This is a genomic window from Pilosibacter fragilis, assembly GCF_032490495.1.
Lineage (GTDB): Bacteria > Bacillota > Clostridia > Lachnospirales > Lachnospiraceae > Pilosibacter > Pilosibacter fragilis.
This window is the reverse complement of the sequence record NZ_JAVYJB010000006.1, coordinates 41305-59783: the sequence shown is the minus strand read 5'-3', so window position 1 is coordinate 59783 and position 18479 is coordinate 41305. Positions and strand designations below refer to the sequence as shown.

16 protein-coding genes are annotated in these 18479 nt (G+C 49.7%); 11 read left to right on the top strand and 5 right to left on the bottom strand.

The features are described 5' to 3' along the window. Positions 1-21 precede the first annotated feature (21 nt). Positions 22-942: a LysR family transcriptional regulator gene (locus tag ABCW45_RS07270; RefSeq protein WP_117566365.1), complete on the bottom strand. Its 921-nt coding sequence runs from the start codon at positions 940-942 to the stop codon at positions 22-24. A 225-nt stretch (positions 943-1167) separates the two neighbouring features. Between ABCW45_RS07270 and ABCW45_RS07265 the strand changes: the two genes are divergently transcribed. Continuing rightward, positions 1168-2025, top strand: coding sequence for a DUF6282 family protein (locus tag ABCW45_RS07265; protein ID WP_117483256.1), 858 nt, complete (start codon positions 1168-1170; stop codon positions 2023-2025). A gap of 20 nt (positions 2026-2045) precedes the next feature. Beyond that, positions 2046-3044 (top strand): isocitrate/isopropylmalate dehydrogenase family protein, encoded by a 999-nt coding sequence (locus ABCW45_RS07260; RefSeq protein WP_015554165.1) that lies wholly within the window; start codon positions 2046-2048, stop codon positions 3042-3044. A 100-nt stretch (positions 3045-3144) separates the two neighbouring features. Here ABCW45_RS07260 and ABCW45_RS07255 read toward each other — a convergent pair whose 3' ends face one another. Together ABCW45_RS07255 and pyrB are read right to left on the bottom strand one after the other, a co-directional pair. After that, on the bottom strand, positions 3145-3567 hold the full coding sequence (locus ABCW45_RS07255; protein WP_015554166.1) for an aspartate carbamoyltransferase regulatory subunit: 423 nt from the start codon (positions 3565-3567) through the stop codon (positions 3145-3147). Continuing rightward, the gene (pyrB, locus tag ABCW45_RS07250; RefSeq protein ID WP_117469382.1) at positions 3561-4484 is read right to left on the bottom strand and encodes an aspartate carbamoyltransferase; all 924 of its coding nucleotides are present in this window, start codon (positions 4482-4484) and stop codon (positions 3561-3563) included. Before pyrB ends, ABCW45_RS07255 begins: the two co-directional genes overlap by 7 nt. Before the next feature lie 202 nt (positions 4485-4686). Between pyrB and ABCW45_RS07245 the strand changes: the two genes are divergently transcribed. The 4 genes from ABCW45_RS07245 to ABCW45_RS07230 all read left to right on the top strand — a co-directional run bounded on the left by ABCW45_RS07245 (position 4687) and on the right by ABCW45_RS07230 (position 10109). Further along, positions 4687-5727 (top strand): hypothetical protein, encoded by a 1041-nt coding sequence (locus ABCW45_RS07245; RefSeq protein WP_117504963.1) that lies wholly within the window; start codon positions 4687-4689, stop codon positions 5725-5727. 232 nt (positions 5728-5959) lie between these two features. Continuing rightward, entirely contained in the window at positions 5960-6808 is an 849-nt protein-coding gene (locus ABCW45_RS07240) for an ABC transporter ATP-binding protein (RefSeq protein ID WP_117504965.1), read from the top strand. Between the two features lie 87 nt (positions 6809-6895). Beyond that, a complete protein-coding gene (locus ABCW45_RS07235; protein ID WP_343220554.1) occupies positions 6896-8812 on the top strand; it encodes a COG1361 S-layer family protein in 1917 nt (638 codons plus the stop codon). Continuing rightward, positions 8799-10109 (top strand): ABC transporter permease, encoded by a 1311-nt coding sequence (locus ABCW45_RS07230; protein WP_118296938.1) that lies wholly within the window; start codon positions 8799-8801, stop codon positions 10107-10109. The genes ABCW45_RS07235 and ABCW45_RS07230 overlap by 14 nt, the downstream gene beginning before the upstream one ends. Before the next feature lie 248 nt (positions 10110-10357). Here ABCW45_RS07230 and ABCW45_RS07225 read toward each other — a convergent pair whose 3' ends face one another. Both ABCW45_RS07225 and ABCW45_RS07220 read right to left on the bottom strand, forming a co-directional pair. Beyond that, positions 10358-12085 carry a carbon starvation CstA family protein gene (locus ABCW45_RS07225; protein ID WP_343220553.1) on the bottom strand — a complete coding sequence of 576 codons (1728 nt, stop codon included), beginning with the start codon at positions 12083-12085 and terminating at the stop codon, positions 10358-10360. Positions 12086-12295: 210 nt separating this feature from the next. Then, entirely contained in the window at positions 12296-12823 is a 528-nt protein-coding gene (locus ABCW45_RS07220) for a DUF8052 family protein (protein ID WP_343220552.1), read from the bottom strand. Positions 12824-13112: 289 nt separating this feature from the next. Here ABCW45_RS07220 and sigK point away from each other — a divergent pair, with 289 nt between their 5' ends. From sigK to argF, 5 genes are all read left to right on the top strand, one after another. Further along, positions 13113-13754, top strand: a complete 642-nt coding sequence (sigK, locus tag ABCW45_RS07215; protein WP_343220551.1) for an RNA polymerase sporulation sigma factor SigK — start codon at positions 13113-13115, stop codon at positions 13752-13754. A 276-nt stretch (positions 13755-14030) separates the two neighbouring features. Beyond that, positions 14031-14969, top strand: coding sequence for an N-acetyl-gamma-glutamyl-phosphate reductase (gene argC, locus ABCW45_RS07210; protein ID WP_343220550.1), 939 nt, complete (start codon positions 14031-14033; stop codon positions 14967-14969). A 71-nt stretch (positions 14970-15040) separates the two neighbouring features. Beyond that, positions 15041-15910, top strand: a complete 870-nt coding sequence (gene argB / locus ABCW45_RS07205; RefSeq protein ID WP_117552251.1) for an acetylglutamate kinase — start codon at positions 15041-15043, stop codon at positions 15908-15910. Positions 15911-16054: 144 nt separating this feature from the next. Further along, positions 16055-17239 (top strand): aspartate aminotransferase family protein, encoded by a 1185-nt coding sequence (locus ABCW45_RS07200; protein WP_343220549.1) that lies wholly within the window; start codon positions 16055-16057, stop codon positions 17237-17239. Next, positions 17236-18147 carry an ornithine carbamoyltransferase gene (gene argF, locus ABCW45_RS07195; RefSeq protein WP_117483252.1) on the top strand — a complete coding sequence of 304 codons (912 nt, stop codon included), beginning with the start codon at positions 17236-17238 and terminating at the stop codon, positions 18145-18147. The genes ABCW45_RS07200 and argF overlap by 4 nt, the downstream gene beginning before the upstream one ends. Positions 18148-18479 lie beyond the last annotated feature (332 nt).

The window sequence follows — 18479 nt, the reverse complement described above, 5'->3', positions numbered from 1 at the left end:
ATTTTTGTAGTCCGGCATCCATCACCTTTGCAGCAGCTCCGGTGCCATCTCCTGAAACAGTTCCGCCAGTGCTGACGCTGCTCTGGAGCGGTACTTTCCGGCGGGCCATGCAAGGGCGAGGTCAAGGAAGATTCCTTCTTTTCCTACTCGGAGATAGCGGAAATGATCTCCTGGGACACGGCAGGAACGGTAGGTGAAGGCGAGACCGGCGCCTTCTCTTGCCATAGCGGCGGCGAAGGAGGCGGAGAGATCGGTGCCCTGCCCAATGGGCTCGATTCCGGCATCCCGCAGCGCCTGACGGCCAACACGGCCGAGTACAGTGTTTGGCGGTCCGAAAATATATTCGAAGGCGGCAGTGTCTTTGAGATCGATCCAGGAAAGCTCCGGAGCGGAATCACATGTTCTGGCAAAGTCCATGACCGGATGATCCGCGGTGGTGACGATCATGATCTCATCGCGCATGAATGGCGAAACGCTGTGTCTGATCCGGACCGGCGGGGCGGCGATCAGGGCGAGGTCCAGAAGACCTTCTAAGAGCTGATCTTCGAGGTCAATGCTGTCCATCTCACAGATCTCAACATGGACCTTCGGATAGAGGGTGCGGAACCGCTTTAAGACCGGCGGCAGAAGATACGTGCCGCGGTAGGTGCTGATCCCGAAGATCATGGTACCGCCGTTGAGATTTTCGATGTCTGCGGCTTCACTGCATGCAGTGCGGTACTGCTGCAGGATCTGCTTTGCGTGGGAAATAAAAGCATCCCCGGCGGCAGTTGGCCGGACTCCGCGGGTAGTGCGGACGAAGACAGAGGTCCCGAGATCCTGCTCCAGGACACGGATCGCCTGGCTTAAGCTGGACTGGCTCATAAAAAGTTTCTCCGCGGCGCGGGAGATACTTCCCTCGTTGGCGACGGTCACAACATAGTTTAATTCCTTCAGGTCCATAGGATACATTTTCCTTTCAGCCGTTTGGCAGGTAAGAAGATTATCGGAATAACAGGCGGTATCTCCATTTTGCGGCCTGTAGGGTACCGGATCACGTTCAAAACAGCCATCGGAAATATCGATACCGGGTATATGATTTTAGTACTTTTTTTAATAACAAATTTAGTATAAAATGAATCCCGTAAGAAAGCAACAGCAAAAATGATCAGAGGGGAACAACAGCTGATGAAAATGGATCTTATGAAGGGTGTTATTGACATGCATGTTCATACAAATCCGGATCTGCGCCTTCGTGCCTATGATGATTTCGAATTGATGGAAGCTGCGATCCGTGTGGGTGCGCGGGCCATCGTGATCAAGACTCATCAGGGATCGACGGTGGACCGGGCATATCTCTGTAACCGCCACAACGAGATCGTACATGGAAAGACGAACGACTTCACGATGTTCGGCGGGATCACGCTGAACCGGGCGGTCGGCGGAATAAATCCGAAGGCCGTTGACGTGGCACTCCGCATGGGCGCAAAGGTCGTCTGGCTTCCGACCCAGTCGGCAAAGAACCATCTGGAGAAGATGAAGCAGGACACGAGCCAGTGCGTGGAGGTCGTAAAAGACGGGATGATCGTTCCGGAGCTGAAAACGATTCTGGAGCTTGTCCGTGACTATGACGCGGTTCTCGGCACGGCGCACATCTCACCGGAGGAATCCTTCACGGTGGTGGAGGCGGCCAGAAACCTTGGGGTGAAGAAGATCGTAATCACCCATCCGGAATGGTGGGTCGTGGGAATGACCATGGAGGATCAGATCCGCATGGTAAAGGACTACGATGTGATCCTGGAGCGCTGTTATGCCCAGAACATGGGCGGCGGAACGTATAAGAGCAATCTGCCGGATAACCTTGAGATCATCAAAGAAGCCGGATACAAAAATGTCATGGTTGACACAGACGGCGGCCAGACAGAAAACCCGCACTGGGAAATTGAAATGGCAGAATATATGCAGTACCTGCTGGATCATGGGATCCCCGAAGAGCAGGTATACCATATGACACATACGATACCGGCAGATCTGCTGGGAATTTAAAAATCAGGAGGAGTTTTAACATGAAACACACAGTAACAGTATTTCGCGGCGATGGAATTGGTCCGGAGTTAGTGGACAATGTCTTAAAGATCTTAGAGGCAGCAAAAGCGCCGCTTGAGTATGAGATCTACAATGTCGGCGAGGATGAGTGGAAGAGAAACGGTGCCCTGATTCCGGACGAGGCGTATGCTTCCTTCGAGCGCACAAAAGTTCTCTTAAAGTCCCCGATCACGACCCCGGTTGGAAAGGGATTCCGTTCCTTAAACGTTACCCTTAGAGGCAAGTATGACCTCTACGCGAATATCCGCCCGGTAAAGTCCAATGACGCGGTAAAAACTCCGTTTAAGAACGTGGATATCGTGATCTTCCGTGAGAACACCGAAGGTCTGTATGTCGGAAAAGAAGAACAGATTGATGAGAACACGGTTCACGCGATCAAGATCGTCACCAAGAAAGCATCTGAGCGCATCATCCGCGACGCCTTCGAGTACGCGAAGAAGAACGGCAGAAAGAAAGTTACCTGCGTTCACAAGGCAAACATCCTCAAGATGTCTGACGGCATGTTCCTCGCGATCTTCCGTGAAGTCGCAAAGGATTACCCGGAAATCGAGGCTGATGACAAGATCATCGACAACACCTGCATGCAGCTCGTCATGAACCCGAACCAGTTTGATGTGATGGTAATGCAGAACCTCTACGGCGACATTCTCTCCGACCTTTGCAGCGGTCTGATCGGCGGCCTTGGTCTTGTACCGTCCAGCAACATTGGTGCCGACTACGCAATGTTCGAAGCCGTTCACGGAAGCGCTCCGGATATTGCCGGAAAGCACCTTGCAAATCCGACGGCGTTCCTGTGGTCCGCATGCATGATGCTTGAGTATCTCGGTGAAAATGAGACAGCATCCCGCATCCGAAAAGCAGTGGATGAGGTCCTTGCGGAAGGAAAGCACCTGACAAGAGATCTCCATGGTGAGGCATCTACGGAAGAGTATGTGGATGCTGTGATCGCGAGATTATAATAAAAGAAAGATAGAAAAAAGAGAACCAAAACCCGGCGGATCGCCGGGGATGGTTCTCTTTGCTGCGTTTTACAGCACTTCGCAACCTGCGGAAGCGGAATCAACTGTGCTTCTCATCACAATATCTGCAGCGATATACCTCATGATCCTTATCATCGAGATAGAAAATATGCGGCAGCTCCTGCTCGATGGAGGTGATGCAGCGCGGGTTCTTGCAGTGGATCACGTTCTTTAAGATCTTCGGGAGATGCAGGGTGCGCTTCTCGGCGATCTTGTCGTCGCGGATGATGTTGACGGTGATGTTGTGGTCAATATAGCCGAGGATATCGAGGTCGATGGAGTCTAACGGTCCCTCGATCTTGATGATATCTTTTCTTCCCATCTTGTTGCTCTTTGCGTTCTTGATGATCGCGACTGTGCAGTCTAACTCGCCGAGGCGCAGATAGCGATAGATATCCATGCTCTTGCCCGCCTGGATATGGTCAAGGACAACGCCTTCCTGAATTCCGCTGATATTTAACATGGCTTTTCTACCTCCAGTAATGTCATAATGAGTGCCATACGGACATATACGCCGTTCTGGGCCTGTCTGAAGTAAGCGGCACGCGGGTCATCGTCCACCTCAACAGAGATCTCGTTGACACGCGGGAGCGGGTGAAGCACATACATATCCGGTTTCGCAAGTTTCATCTTATCCTTATCAAGAATGTAACAGTCCTTCATGCGGATGTAGTCTTCCTCGTTGAAGAAACGCTCCTTCTGGACTCTTGTCATGTAGAGGATATCCAGTTCTTCCATCGCGTCATCAAGACTGGTCGTCTCACGGTACTCGATATTTTTGGCATCAAGGACACTCTCCTTGATATAATCCGGTACCTTTAATTCCGGCGGGGAGATCAGGATAAAACGGATTCCCTCGTAGCGGGACAGCGCGTTGATCAGGGAGTGAACGGTACGGCCAAATTTCAGATCTCCGCAGAGTCCGACCGTCATATTGGAGAGTCTGCCCTTTAAAGAACGGATCGTATATAAATCGGTTAAAGTCTGTGTGGGATGCTGGTGACCGCCGTCTCCGGCGTTAATAACAGGAATCGAAGATTTGGTGGCGGCTACATAAGCGGCGCCTTCCTTTGGATGTCTCATCGCGCAGATATCTGCGTAGCAGGAAATAACACGGATTGTATCGGAAACACTTTCGCCCTTGGAAGCGGAACTGGAATCAGCGGAGGAAAATCCGAGAACGGAACCTCCAAGATTTAACATGGCAGCTTCAAAGCTTAAACGGGTTCTTGTGCTGGGCTCATAGAAGAGAGTAGCTAATTTCTTTCCGTCGCATACATGTGCGTATCGGAAACGGTCTTTCTCAATGTCGGCGGCAAGTTCTAAAAGACTTTCCGTCTCCTCAAGAGAAAAGTCAAGAGGATTTAACATGTGTCTCATGATGTTTATAATCTCCTTTCAGGCCTCACGGCGGTCCGCATCGTATGTGACAGCGCTTAGGCATTTTCACTATTATAGCGAATCTGAAACAGAATTTCCACTATTTTTTTAAAGAAAATTGTGTTAAAATATGAAATAGTGAACGCAGAGAAACAAAAGAAAAATAAGTGGACAAATTCTGCAGGGCAGGAAGAACTGCCAGATGAAATTCGTGAAATCCCGTGGAAAAAGGACATTGGAGAAAGTCAGAAATGCAAATGAAAAACTGCGGGAAACGCGCGGTGGAGGAACTATGAGAAAGACGATGGAACAGATCGTTCTGGAAGGGCAGGTCGCGAAATGCCGCTCTATAGAGGAACTTTATGTGTTGTGGGAGCTGATGCAGCAGATGGAGGAAGATCCATTTGGGAACACCTGCTATCCGGAGCTGGATCAGAGAAATTTTCATATCGACGGAATCGCGGATCCGGAACATTATGACGGGACGCTTTACATATTAAAAGAGACAAATATGAGAAAGATGATCCAGAAGGGTGAGACGATGCCGGTGGCATCGGACATCCGCGCGGATTTCCTATCCGGAAAAAGTCCCTCCGGCCGGGTGGAATATCTGGATTATCTCACAAGCATGCAGAAGATCCTGTGGGAGGAAAAAAATCCAGGCGAGGAGTGCAGGCTTCCGGGGAAAAAACTAAGGGAAAAGGCAGCAGTCCTCTATATCAATAAGCGCGGTGGAAAAGGCGCGGCCGACGAAATCAGCATGGACTACGGCCAGTATTATATCGAGTTTATCAAGAAGCAGATCCGTCTCTTAAATCCAAAGACCGTGGTCTGCTGCGGCGAGGATCTCTTCCGCCTGATCGTTATGGAAGTTTTCCAGAATAAAAAGCAGAAAAAGAACCGTGAGATCTATATGAAATGGAAGGATCTGGTCCGGGGAGATGTATTCTTTGCGGACAGGGACTACCGACCGGTGAAGGAAACAAAGAAGGACGAGGCAGAGGTCCGGGTCGTGCGGATGTGGAATCCGTCATATCGGGTAAATAATGGACAGTATGTGTCGTTGGAAGAGTACCTGAAAGAATTTAAGAGGAGACTTTCCGGTGAGGAGGAAAATAAGCAGGGAGAGCAGTGGAATATGGACAGAACGGTTGAAAACCTGCAGCCGGAAACGAACAACGAAGAAAAAGCAGACATAGAAGAGGCAGATGTAAAAGAAACAGATTCAGAAAAAATGGAATAGGACAGGCGCAAAGGGAATTTCTACGGTTTCAGTAAAACCGGAGAGATTCCCTTTTTTCTATGACTGCGGAGAGAATTGACCGTGGGTTCTGCGGATCCGGAAGAACGTAAGAAATTGTAAGAATAATTAAGTAATTTTATATAGTCAGAACACGATGGGAACGATATACTTGAAATATAAAAAGAATCGGCGAAAAAACGCTGTAAAAATTTAAGAAGAAGGGGGCGGACGGATGCAGCAGAAGGAAGATGCGGTAATACAGGTAAAAGATCTGTATAAGGTTTACCGCATGGGCGAGGAGAAGGTTTACGCGTTAAATGGTGTGAGTTTTGAGATCCACCGGGGCGAGTTCTGCGCGATTACCGGACCGTCCGGTTCCGGTAAATCGACGCTTTTAAATATGTTGGCAGGTCTGGAACACCCGACAAAAGGAGAGATCGTGATCGCCGGAAAACATATAGAAAAGTTGAATGAAAAACAGCTTGTGACCTTCCGAAGAGAGCGGGTCGGGTTTATCTTCCAGTCCTACAACCTGATCGGGACGATGGATGCGGTGGAAAATGTGGCTTTGCCGTTATCGTTTCGGGGAATGCCGAGGGCAGCGAGGATCAAGCGGGCGAAACAGTATTTAAAGCTTGTGGGACTTGAGAAATTTATGACCCATATGCCGAACCAGATGTCCGGTGGACAGCAGCAGCGAGTCGGGATCGCAAGGGCTTTGGCGATGAACCCGCAGATCATCTTTGCGGATGAGCCGACAGGAAACCTGGATTCGAAGACAACGATGGAAGTCTTAAAACTCATGCAGAAGGTCGTAAGGGAACAGAAGCAGACGCTTGTGATGGTTACCCACGACAACAATCTGGCGACCTACGCGGACCGGATCTTTAAGATTATCGACGGAAAGATCGTGAGCATCGAGGAGAATCACCACGAGGTGGACCTGGTGCAGTTAGAAGAGTCCATGCAGGCGGCGGCAGAGGCGCAGGCGGAGGGGAAATCTAAGAATCCGGCAGAAGAAGAGCAAATAGAGACAGTTGTGGAAGCAGAAGAACACCGGATAGAGAGAAAGTCAGAATAACAATCAATAAAATTTTGGAATAAACGCAAAAATATGGAAAGCTGGCACAAATAACTAAAATAGAACAGCCAGGAGGAGAGGAACAGTATGAAAATAAAAGGATTACGCTGGATGGCAACATTCCTTGCCGCGTGTATGCTGATGGGCGCAGTCCCGGCAACTGCATTCGCGGCGAAGGAGACAACAGAAGCGGCGGAGACGATCCCACAGGTATATCGGATGGACGATGACAATGATACCGTCCGCCTTGTGATCGGAAAAACGCCGACTTTATATATCGGAAAAAACGGAACCGTTTCCGTGACACTCATGAACATGGAGGACAAAGACTGGATCGAGACGGAGATCTGGATCGCCTCCGAGGATGATTTCCGGAACCATTATTCTGATGAGATCACAAAGACGGAGGACCGTGACAGCGAAGAGAGCAGCATCGTCCAGTCCATGAAGACGATCTATCCCTTTGAGGTGACGGATTCCTTAAACCGCCATTACAAGGTTGGTCATGTAAATAAAAAAGCAAAAAAGACCGTCAACCTGAATGTCAATGTAAAAAAAGGTCTGGAAGAGGGATACTATCCGATCCTGATCTATATCTCGAAGCGCGCTCAGGGCGAGGACGGAATGTCATCCGAGTACGCAAAGACGATCATGGCGTGGATCGAGACAAAGAAGACAACAGGAACCAGTGAGACAAATGAGGACAACTCCGAGCCGGTAGCATTCGCCCTCGGCGAGAATCAGCCCACCCCGTCCGCGAACTATTCCGAGGTCATGAATTTCGATGTAAATGTGAGAAATACCGGTTATAAGACCGCCTACGATGTACGTGTCGATATGGAGCTCTCTGAGGATATCGCGAAGTTTCCGTTCGAGATCAATGACGGAAATTATGACCGGCAGATGGGAAATATGAATCCGGATCAGACGGTGGCGGTTCCATTCAGCATGGCGGTGCGGGAAAAGGCGAAATCTGGCTATTATCCGATCAAGTTTAAGATCCGTTACCGGGAAAATGAGAATGGAAACTTTGCTGCTCCCATTGAGGATACCTTTTATGTGCGGGTCTATGGAAAAGACGAGGATGATTCTCTGGATTCTGAAGCAGGCGAGAACGAAAGAACAAAGGCGCGTATCATCGTCGACAGCTTTGAGACGGATCCTGCGGAGATCTATGCCGGACAGGATTTTACGCTGAAGGTGCGCATGAAAAACGCTTCCAACAGTATTGCTGCAAGCAATATCCTGTTTACCTTCGAGTCGGAAACAGTGAGCGACAGTCCGGTATTTACGACGGTGAACGGTTCAAACTCCGTGGTTGTTAATTCTCTGGCACCGGGAGCATCTGACACGCTGACGATAAAATTTTCCTCAAGTCCCACAGCGGAACAGCGTTCCTATACGATCACGATCAATGAGCAGTATGACAGCCCGGAATTTAAGAATGCGAAGGAAGCTGTAAAGATCGCGGTTGGATTAAAGCAGGAGGCACGGTTAAATACTGGCACCATCGAGGTCATGCCGGATGCTATTTCCGTCGGCGAAGAGTCAAACGTGATGTTCTCCATCAACAACACCGGAAAAGTCATGCTCTATAACGTGAACGCGGTTTTTGAGGCAGACTCTATCCAGAAGAATGAGGCTTATGTCGGAAATATCGAACCTGGAAAAAGCGGAAACGTGGATACGATGATCAACGGAATTGCCCCGACCACGGATGATGGAAAGGTAAAACTCTCCATTACATATGAGGATGAGAACGGAAAAGTCTCCACGGTCGAGAAGGAGATCCAGCTTATGGTAAATGAGGATCAGAGCATGGATGAAAGCAATGTTGACGATACCTGGAACAGTGACGATGTACAGCCGGAACCGTCCACGACGGATAAACTGAAACATCTCGCAATTCCGGTGGGAATCGTGGGAGTGGTCCTTGCAGCTGTGATCCTTGTGGTCATCAGACGCAAAAAGAAGAAAGCGGGAATGGACGATGAGATTCTTTGATCTGCTCATCATGAGCATCAATAACCTGCGCAGACGGAAACTCAGGACGGGACTTACCGTTCTGGGTGTTGTCATCGGCACGGCCTCCATCGTAGTCATGGTCTCTCTCGGAATCGGACTGAAGGAAAATACCGTGGAATCCTACGCTTCCTTCGGAAGTCTCACAAGGATCCAGATCAGTTCCGGATACGGGAACCAGTCCGAGGACGATTACCTCGTGGATGCCACGGTGACGAAGCTTGCGAAGATCCCACATGTGAAGAGTGTGTCCCCGATTCTGGAGACAGATGTGAATCTGAAGCAGGGAGTTTATCAGGGATATTCGAACATTGTGGGAATGCCCAGAGAGGAGCTGGAACAGATTCCGCTGGCGGAGGGAAAACTTCCGGACAAGAATGCGGCGACGCTGGAGTTTATCGTCGGAAATATGGTTTCCGACAACTTTTATAACAGCAAGACCGGAAAGGGAAGCTGGGACGGCGAGGATCTTTCCAAAGTGGATCTTATACACAAGCCGTTTTTTACCATGTTCCAGAATATGGGAAACGGGGATGAAAGCAGCCAGAAAAAGTATATTTTCCCGGCCTGTGCTCTGGTTGATGGGGGCGAGAACGGACTTTCTGAGTATGGATACCAGATCTACACAGATATCGACCTGTTAAAGACCCAGCTGAAAAAGATCTACCGGAAGAATCCGATCCCCGGACAGCCGACAAACAAAAAGGGAAAACCCTACAATTATTTTGTCTACAATATGGTTTACGTGAATGTGGACGATATGGAACATGTGACGGAGGTCCAGAAAGCGATCACAGATATGGGCTACGAGGCCTACAGCAGCATGCAGTGGCTCGAACAGGCCCAGCAGCAGACGGATATGATCCAGGCGGTCCTCGGAGGCATTGGTGCTGTATCGCTGTTTGTGGCAGCGATCGGAATCGCGAACACGATGATGATGTCCATCTACGAGAGAACGAAGGAGATCGGTGTGCTGAAGGTTTTGGGATGTGCGCTTGGAGATATCCGGACGATGTTTTTGATGGAGGCAGGATTTATCGGATTTATGGGAGGCGTTCTGGGACTTGGCTTAAGCTACAGCGTCTCCGCTGCGATCAATAAGTTTCTGGGAGCCAGCTTCTCCAGTATGACGGGTGGTTCTGGAGCAATCTCAAGGATCCCGTTGTGGCTATCTGGATCCGCTGTGGTCTTTGCGGTCCTGATCGGTATGCTGGCCGGACTTTTCCCGGCACTGCGGGCGATGAAATTAAGTCCGTTGGCGGCGATCAGAAATGAATAAGGTAAATGAGTCCTGGGTGCGCTGACACCTTAAAAATCTGACATTTCATCCAGTCCGCAGGCAGGTTGGGGAGCAGCAGAAAAACTCCAAAGTTAAGCCGCGCATGGAAAGGCGGACGGTTGACAGACAACAGAAAAATCGGGATTAAAAGATCCGGTAAAACAAAAGACACGCCATACAGATTTCACTTAAAACCTGTATGACGTGTCTTTTTCAATTCTTAAAATATCTGATCATTTACCCGGCACTTAAGCCTTGGCCGCCTTCTGTCTGGACAGTGTCTGTACACCTTCAATAACAAGGATGATCGCAAGGAAGATCAGAAGGATTCCGAGGATCGTCTGTGCCCACGGACCCCAGTCAGCGCCGCCTGCGGCGATCATGCCGATCTGGTTCTTAACTGTGAGTGCAAGGGAGGTGATCGTAACGATGATCATGAATGCCATCGGGATCAGGAACATCTTGTTGTTTTTGCCCATGTTTCCGAGCCATGTGGCAACGGCTAAGAGGCCGATACCCGCGAGAAGCTGGTTGGCAGCTCCGAACAATCCCCAGATCTTTCCGTATCCGTTCATGCCGAGAAGGATGCCAAGGACAACTGTGAGGATCGTAGCGAAGTACGGATTTACCATAACCTTTTTCCAGCCCTCTTTGATGTCGGCAGCAGTTTCACCCGGCTCAAGCCAGAATTCCTGGAACATGAAACGCGCAAGACGTGTTGCGGTATCAAGAGAAGTAAGACAGAACGCGGAATATGTAAGTACCAGTAAAGAGTTTAAGATGCTGTAGCTTCCCGGGATGATATCGTCGATCATGTGAGCGATACCGCCGCCGAAAATCGCTGTCGCGCCCTTTAATGCCTGATCCGGATGAACCGCATTCCACTTGTAGGCATAGCCGATGGCACAGAGCGTTAAAACTGCGAGAACACACTCTAAGAGCATTCCGCCGTAAGCGATCGGCTTCGCATCAGTCTCTTTATCGAGCTGTTTGGATGTGGTACCGGAAGATACCAGGGAGTGGAAACCGGAGATCGCACCGCAGGCAACTGTTGTAAACAGTACCGGGAACATGTACTGAACGCCGTTTCCGTTGTCAACTGCAAAACTTGTCACAGCCGGGAAGGTGGAATCGAAGGTCGGATGAGCGACGATGACACCAAATGCTGCGACTGCCAACATCGCGTAAAGAAGGAAGGAGCTTAAGTAGTCGCGCGGCTGGAGAAGGATCCATACCGGTGTTACGGAAGCGATGGCGATGTAGAGACCAACGATCCACATCCATGCCTTTGTGGAAAGGTAGATCGGATGGAAGTTCATTCCGATCGCCATGATCAGGACGATCGCAAGAACGCCGAATACGGAAGCGATACTCATCGGCATGTTGCGGCGGTATACACAGAAACCGAATACGATCGCGATCAGGATGAACAGGATAGAGATCATTGCTACAGTTGCCGGTGTCGCGGATTTCGCCATATCAAGAGCGCCGCTCTCATCGTAAACTGCGCCGAATGTGGAAGCAACGATAGAAGCGAATGCCGCTACGACTAAGATCAGCGTCAGGTAAGAGAAGATGATGAAGAGCTGCTTTGCACGTTTGCTCATGTTCGCAGAGATGATCTCTCCGATGGACTGTCCTTTGCTGCGGACAGATGCGAACAGTGCGCCGAAGTCATGGACACCGCCGAAGAAGATGCCGCCGACGAGGATCCATAAGGTAACCGGGAGCCAGCCGAACATGGCTGCGCCGATCGGTCCTGTGATCGGGCCTGCGCCTGCGATGGAGGAAAAGTGGTGTCCCATCAGAACCGGAGCTTTTGCCGGTACATAGTCGACACCGTCTGCCATTGTGTGGGCCGGTGTCTCTGTTTTGCTTTCGCCTACGCCCCACTGCTTGCACAGCCAGCCGCCGTAGCAGACATAGCCGATGCCAAGAATGGCAACGCAGACGATGAGAAGTACTAATGAATTCATTGTTACTATCTCCCTTTCTTTTAAAATATAATAATGTTGGGGTCAAAAGTTTTTGACCCCTTTGATACCGTATTGTTCCGCACTTTGTGCTCTCACAATACTCAAAAACATTCATAATCCGCTCATTTTTCTGCGAAAAATGGCTGCTTATTCATGTTTTTGGCGGGGTCCAAGGTCAAAAAACCTCTTGCAGGCAAGCCTGCATCGGATTTATGACCTTTTCCCCCTGGTATCATATAATACTTTTTTCAAAATTTTCGCAACATGGTGACCGCTTGCGTTTGAAGTGACCTTCCCGTCAGCCACCTCCACCAACGCCGCATGAAAATTCATCCAGCCATGCAGGGAAAAATGAAAACTTTTGTAAATACGGCATTTTTTTAAAGCTTTCCTTGCGTCTTCATCACAGGTATCGCAGATAAAGACTGCCGTAATATAGGAAGCCATATGGCCTGGTCCAACATGGATCCGGCCCATGCCATCCTCGTGGATCTCATTCTTTAAGCTTTCAAAAAGATCCAGCGTCAGGTGCGGAACATTCACGAGATACAGGAATTCCTCATTGTCCGCGGACCACAATTCCGCCTTTTTTGAGATGACATACTGTCCGGAATGCTCAAAAAAATCACAGCGGGCTGTGATCGGGGATTGGTCGCCATTGATCATCATGTGAATATCGTAATAAGGTTCGTAATTCTTTAACAGCCGCTCTATTGCGGATTCTCTCGTGTACTGCATTCCATTTTCCAATCTAATTATTATACAAATATTAAAAATTATAAAAATTTTATAAAATCAATTTATTATACTCCTGTCGACATAAATATGCAAGTTTTTTGCAAAAAACAGGAGTAACAAAACGAAATATTAACAAAAAGATGAGTGCCCGGTGCGGATACGATGAGATACAGGCAAAAAAGACCGCAGATCCAGATCCTGATGTAACGGAAAAACAATCGAAATTGTAAAAGCACCTGAACAGATCCGCCCGCATAAAATAAGGTAATGAAGCTTAAGGCGGCTTTCTTTGAAGACATTTCCGAAACCACTGAGCATACAGGAAGAGCGGGAGTACCTGAAGCGTTACAAAGAGGGCGACCTGGAAGCGAGAGAAGTGCTGATCAACCGGAATCTCCGTCTTGTTGCCCATGTCATAAAGAAGTACCAGCAGACCGGATACGATATGGATGATCTCCTGTCAGTGGGGACCATAGGACTTATAAAGGCAGTAAATACCTTCAATGTGGAGAAAGGATCGCGGCTTGCCACATATGCGGCGAAGTGTGTGGAGAATGAAATCTTAATGATGTTCCGGTCCGGAAAAAAGTTTTCCAGGGAAGTCTCCATCTACGATCCCATCGGCGCGGATAAGGATGGGGAGACCGTGAGCCTCTTGGATATCCTTGAGGCGGGGGACAGGGAAGTCCTTGAGACTGTGATCATCAAGCAGGACGTGAAGATCCTCTACGAGGCGTACAAGGAGAATCTCACGGAGATGGAGCAGACCGTGATCCGCATGAGATATGGATTGTTTGGGACAAAGGAACACACGCAGCGGGAGATCGCGGAAAAGCTCGGAATCTCCCGGTCCTATGTGTCGAGAATCGAAAAACGAGCGGTGGGGCATATGCGGGAGGCATTTTATGAGCTTTCCGGAAAGACCCTGTGATACATTTCGCAGGACCAAAATAAAAGATTGCAATGATATAAAAGCACTTGCCTCAGATGGTGGTAAGTGCTTTTTGAAATTTATAAAAAAATACTTGCATAATTATACATATAGAGTTATAATTATGCAAAATTATTCAAAAAATATTCACGATTTCCATCCGCACCCCGGTTACTGTCCACGCCTTGCGTAAACAGTAACGCACCCCACAAATTCACGGCGGGTGGGAGACGAACCTGGAATCCAGAACAATCTATGAGCGAGAGGAGAACAATTATGAAGCCAAAGGTATACATTGACGGAAAAGAAGGAACCACAGGACTCCAGATCTACGACAGACTTGCATCAAGAGACGACATTGAACTCCTGTTAATTGATGAAACAAAGAGGAAAGACCCGGATGAGAGAAAGAAACTCATCAACGCGGCGGATATCACCTTCCTCTGCCTGCCGGATGCGGCGGCGAAGGAGGCGGTGAGTTTTGTGGAGAAGGATTCCGCGAGGATCATCGACGCTTCCACGGCACACCGCACCGCGCCTGGCTGGGCATACGGGATTCCGGAGCTTTCCGATATGCATAAAGATGCAGTCGTTCATGCAAAATTCACAGCAAATCCGGGCTGCCATGCGTCAGGATTCGTGATCCCGGTCTATCCGCTCGTGGCGTCTGGAATGATCCCGAAGGAGACGCCCCTCACTGTATTTTCCCTCACCGGATACTCTGGAGGCGGAAAGAAGATGATCGCGGAGTACGAGTCCCCGGAGAAGCCGGAACTCTACAACACGCCGAGAATCTACGGTCTGAACCTGAAACACAAACACCTCCCGGAGATGCAGAAGATCTGTGGACTTGATGTTCCTCCGGTGTTCTGCCCGATCGTGGATGACTATTATAAAGGAATGGCAGTCACCGTCATGCTGCAGAACTCCATGTTAAAGGGAAATCCCACAGCGAAAGATATCCACGAGGCGCTGGCTGCCCACTACGACGGAAAGAAGGTCGTAAAAGTCCATCCGTTCGGATATGAGGATCCGATGATCGCCGCCGGAACCATGGCGGGAAAGGACAGCATGGAACTGGTCGTCAATGGACATGAAGGTCAGACGATCATCACGGCGCTGTTTGACAATCTCGGAAAAGGCGCTTCCGGCGCGGCGGTGGAGAACATGAACCTGATGCTGGGACTTGAGGAGACAGCGGGACTGAATTTATAATTCAAGTCGAACGTCCGTGAGACTTGGCGCGTGATTCTATTTGATGCAATCTGAAAAAAAGGAGAAAATTTATGGAAAATCTGAAAGCGGAGACAAGAGCGGGCGTCCTTGTGGAGGCGCTCCCGTATCTTCAGGAATACAATGGAAAGATCGTAGTCGTAAAGTACGGCGGAAACGCCATGATCAACGAGGATTTAAAGCAGGCGGTCATCCGTGACATCGTCCTCTTAAATCTCGTGGGTGTGAAAGTCGTTCTCGTCCACGGCGGCGGTCCGGAGATCGGGGAACTTTTAAAGAAGACCGGAAAAGAGTCCAAATTCATCAAGGGTCTGCGCTATACAGACAAAGAGACGATGGAAGCGGTCCAGATGGTCCTCTGCGGAAAGCTCAATAAGAATCTGGTAACACTCTTAAAAAATGCCGGAGGAAAAGGCGTGGGAATAAGCGGAATGGACGGCGGCCTGTTTGAGGCGGTCAAATTGAACGATCCGGACGGAACGGAATACGGCTATGTGGGTGACATCGTTAAGACAAATCCGCAGATCGTCCTTGATATGCTGGAAAAAGGCTATATCCCGGTAGTTACCTGTGTTGCCGCAGGAATTGACGATACCTGCAACTACAACATCAACGCGGATACAGCGGCTGAGAAGCTTGCCATCGCGTTAAAGGCGAAAAAGCTGATCATGCTCACGGATGTAAGAGGACTTTTGAGAGATCCGTCCGATGAATCCACACTGATCAAACGTCTGAAGGTTTCGGAAGTTCCGTCTCTCGTCAGGGAGGGCATCATCAAGGGCGGCATGATCCCGAAGGTCAACTGCTGCGTGGAGTGTGTCCGTCAGGGCGTGGAGCGCGCGAACATTCAGGATGGCCGTGTGCCGCACTCGATCTTAATCGAGCTGCTTACAAATGAAGGTGTAGGAACCATGTTTTCATAAAAGGCAGACGCAGATCCATGTGAAGATGCAGGTTCCTGTAAGAAAACGTATCCGGCGCGGAATGTGCCAGAGTACACGTTTTTTGCAGAGAGAACGCAGGAAAAAGCGTGGATCTGCCGAATCAGTTGCCACAGGAGGAACGATATGACAGCGGAAGAGATCAAGAAAAAAGATTCAGAATATATCATGCATACATACGGACGGTTCGACATCGTCCTTGACCACGGAAAAGGCGCGACGCTCTGGGATGCGGACGGAAAAAAGCACGTGGATCTGACCTCCGGGATCGGAGTAAACAGCTTAGGCCACGGAAATCCGGCGATCGTAAATGCCGTGACAAAACAGGCGGAAAAGCTCATGCACGCTTCCAACCTTTACTACACGGAGCCCATGGTGAGCGCCGCAGAGAAGCTCGTGACAGCCACAGGGATGGGAAAAATCTTCTTTGCAAACTCCGGTGCGGAGGCGAATGAGGGCGCTATCAAGCTCGCGAGAAAGTATTCCTTCGATAAATACGGTGAGGGAAGAAACACCATTGTGACACTGATCCAGTCCTTCCACGGAAGAACGGTCACAACATTAAAGGCAACTGGACAGGAGAAGTTCCACCAGTACTTCTTCCCGTTCACGGAAGGCTTTGCCTACGCGAAGGCAAACGACCTGGCGGATGTAACCGCAAAGGCAGACAAGACCTGCTGTGCGGTCATGATGGAGATGATCCAGGGAGAGGGCGGCGTTCTGCCGTTAAATAAAGAGTTTGTCCAGGGCGTCGCGAAATTCTGCAAGGAAAACGACATCCTGCTCATCGTGGATGAGGTCCAGACCGGCATCGGAAGATGTGGCAGCCTCTTCGCCTATGAGCAGTACGGAATTGCTCCGGATATCGTGACCATGGCGAAAGGTCTCGGCGGCGGTCTGCCTATCGGCGGCGTGCTGGCTGCGAAGTCCTGCGCGGATGTTATGGGACCGGGAACCCACGGATCCACCTTCGGCGGAAACCCAGTGAGCGCGGCATCTGCGAATGTGGTCCTCGACACGGTGATGAAGCCGGAATTCTTAAAAGAGGTTGAGGAAAAGGGCGCTTACATCAAAGAAAAAGTCCTGGGATTTCACTCCCCGGCAGTGAAGAATGTCCGCGGCATGGGACTCATGTTAGGTATCATCGTGGATCCCGAAAAGCGCACCGGATATGTTGCAAAGCTTATGGAAAAGGGCGTTCTCGTCCTGACAGCCGGAACGGACGCGATCCGTCTGCTGCCGCCGCTTGTTATCACCTATGAAGAGATCGATCAGGCACTTGAGGCCATGAAAGGGGTATTTGAATCATGAAGAACTTATTAAAATTACTGGATCTCAGTACAGAGGAGATCATTGGAATTCTGGATCTGGCAGACCAGTTAAAATATGAAAGAAAGCACAACATTCCTCATGAGCTTTTAAAAGGGCAGACACTGGGAATGATCTTCCAGAAATCCTCCACAAGAACGAGGGTTTCCTTCGAGACAGGAATGTATCAGCTGGGTGGACATGCATTGTTTCTGTCCTCCAGAGATCTGCAGATCGGCCGTGGAGAGCCGGTTCAGGATACTGCCCGCGTGTTGTCAAGATACCTTGACGGTATCATGATCCGTACCTTTGAGCAGAAGGAAGTGGAGAACCTCGCAAAATTTGGTTCCATCCCGGTCATCAACGGCCTGACGGATTTCTGTCATCCGTGTCAGGTCCTTGCGGACCTCATGACGATCCGTGAGAAGTTCGGAAGCTTCTCCGGACTCAAAATGTGCTTCATCGGTGACGGCAACAATATGGCAAACTCCCTGATCGTTGGTGGCTTAAAGGTCGGAATGAACGTGGCGGTCGCGACACCGGACGGATACAAGCCGGACGGAGCTGTCCTTGAATTCACGAAGGGCTACGGCGATAAGTTTGCCTTGGAGACAGATCCGTTTATGGCGGCGTCCGGTGCGGATATTCTGATCACAGATACATGGACTTCGATGGGAGAAGAAGCGGAGAAAGAGGAGAGAAAGAAAATCTTCAAGGACTACCAGATCAACAGACAGCTCCTCGCGGCCGCAAACGCGGGCGCTATGGTCCAGCACTGTCTCCCGGCATACCGCGGACAGGAGATCACCGAGGAAGTCTTCGAGGAACATGCCGACGAGATCTTCAATGAGGCAGAGAACCGCCTGCATGCGCAGAAGGCTGTTATGGTAAAGCTGATGAAGAAAGACTGATCGGACATGACGACTGTCTTGTAATTGAGGTTGGAAGCATTGGAAAGTTAGAAAGTCCCCGCTGGTGTGAGAGCGCCTGCGGGGCTTTTTTGCGCCTGCGCAGAGTGCAGCCCGGTGTGGGTGACCATACAGGATAGCGGAATGCGCCTGACACATTTAATTTCGGTTTAGATAAAGTTTATGAAATTTTAACAGATGTTTCCTAGGGAAAGTTTTGAGTGCGTGTTATACTAGGACTATATTTATAAAACTCTTCGATGAGCACTGATGACAGGCGGAACGGGTATTTGAGTGCCTGTTAGCTAAAATCGAAAATGTTTTATGCACAGGAG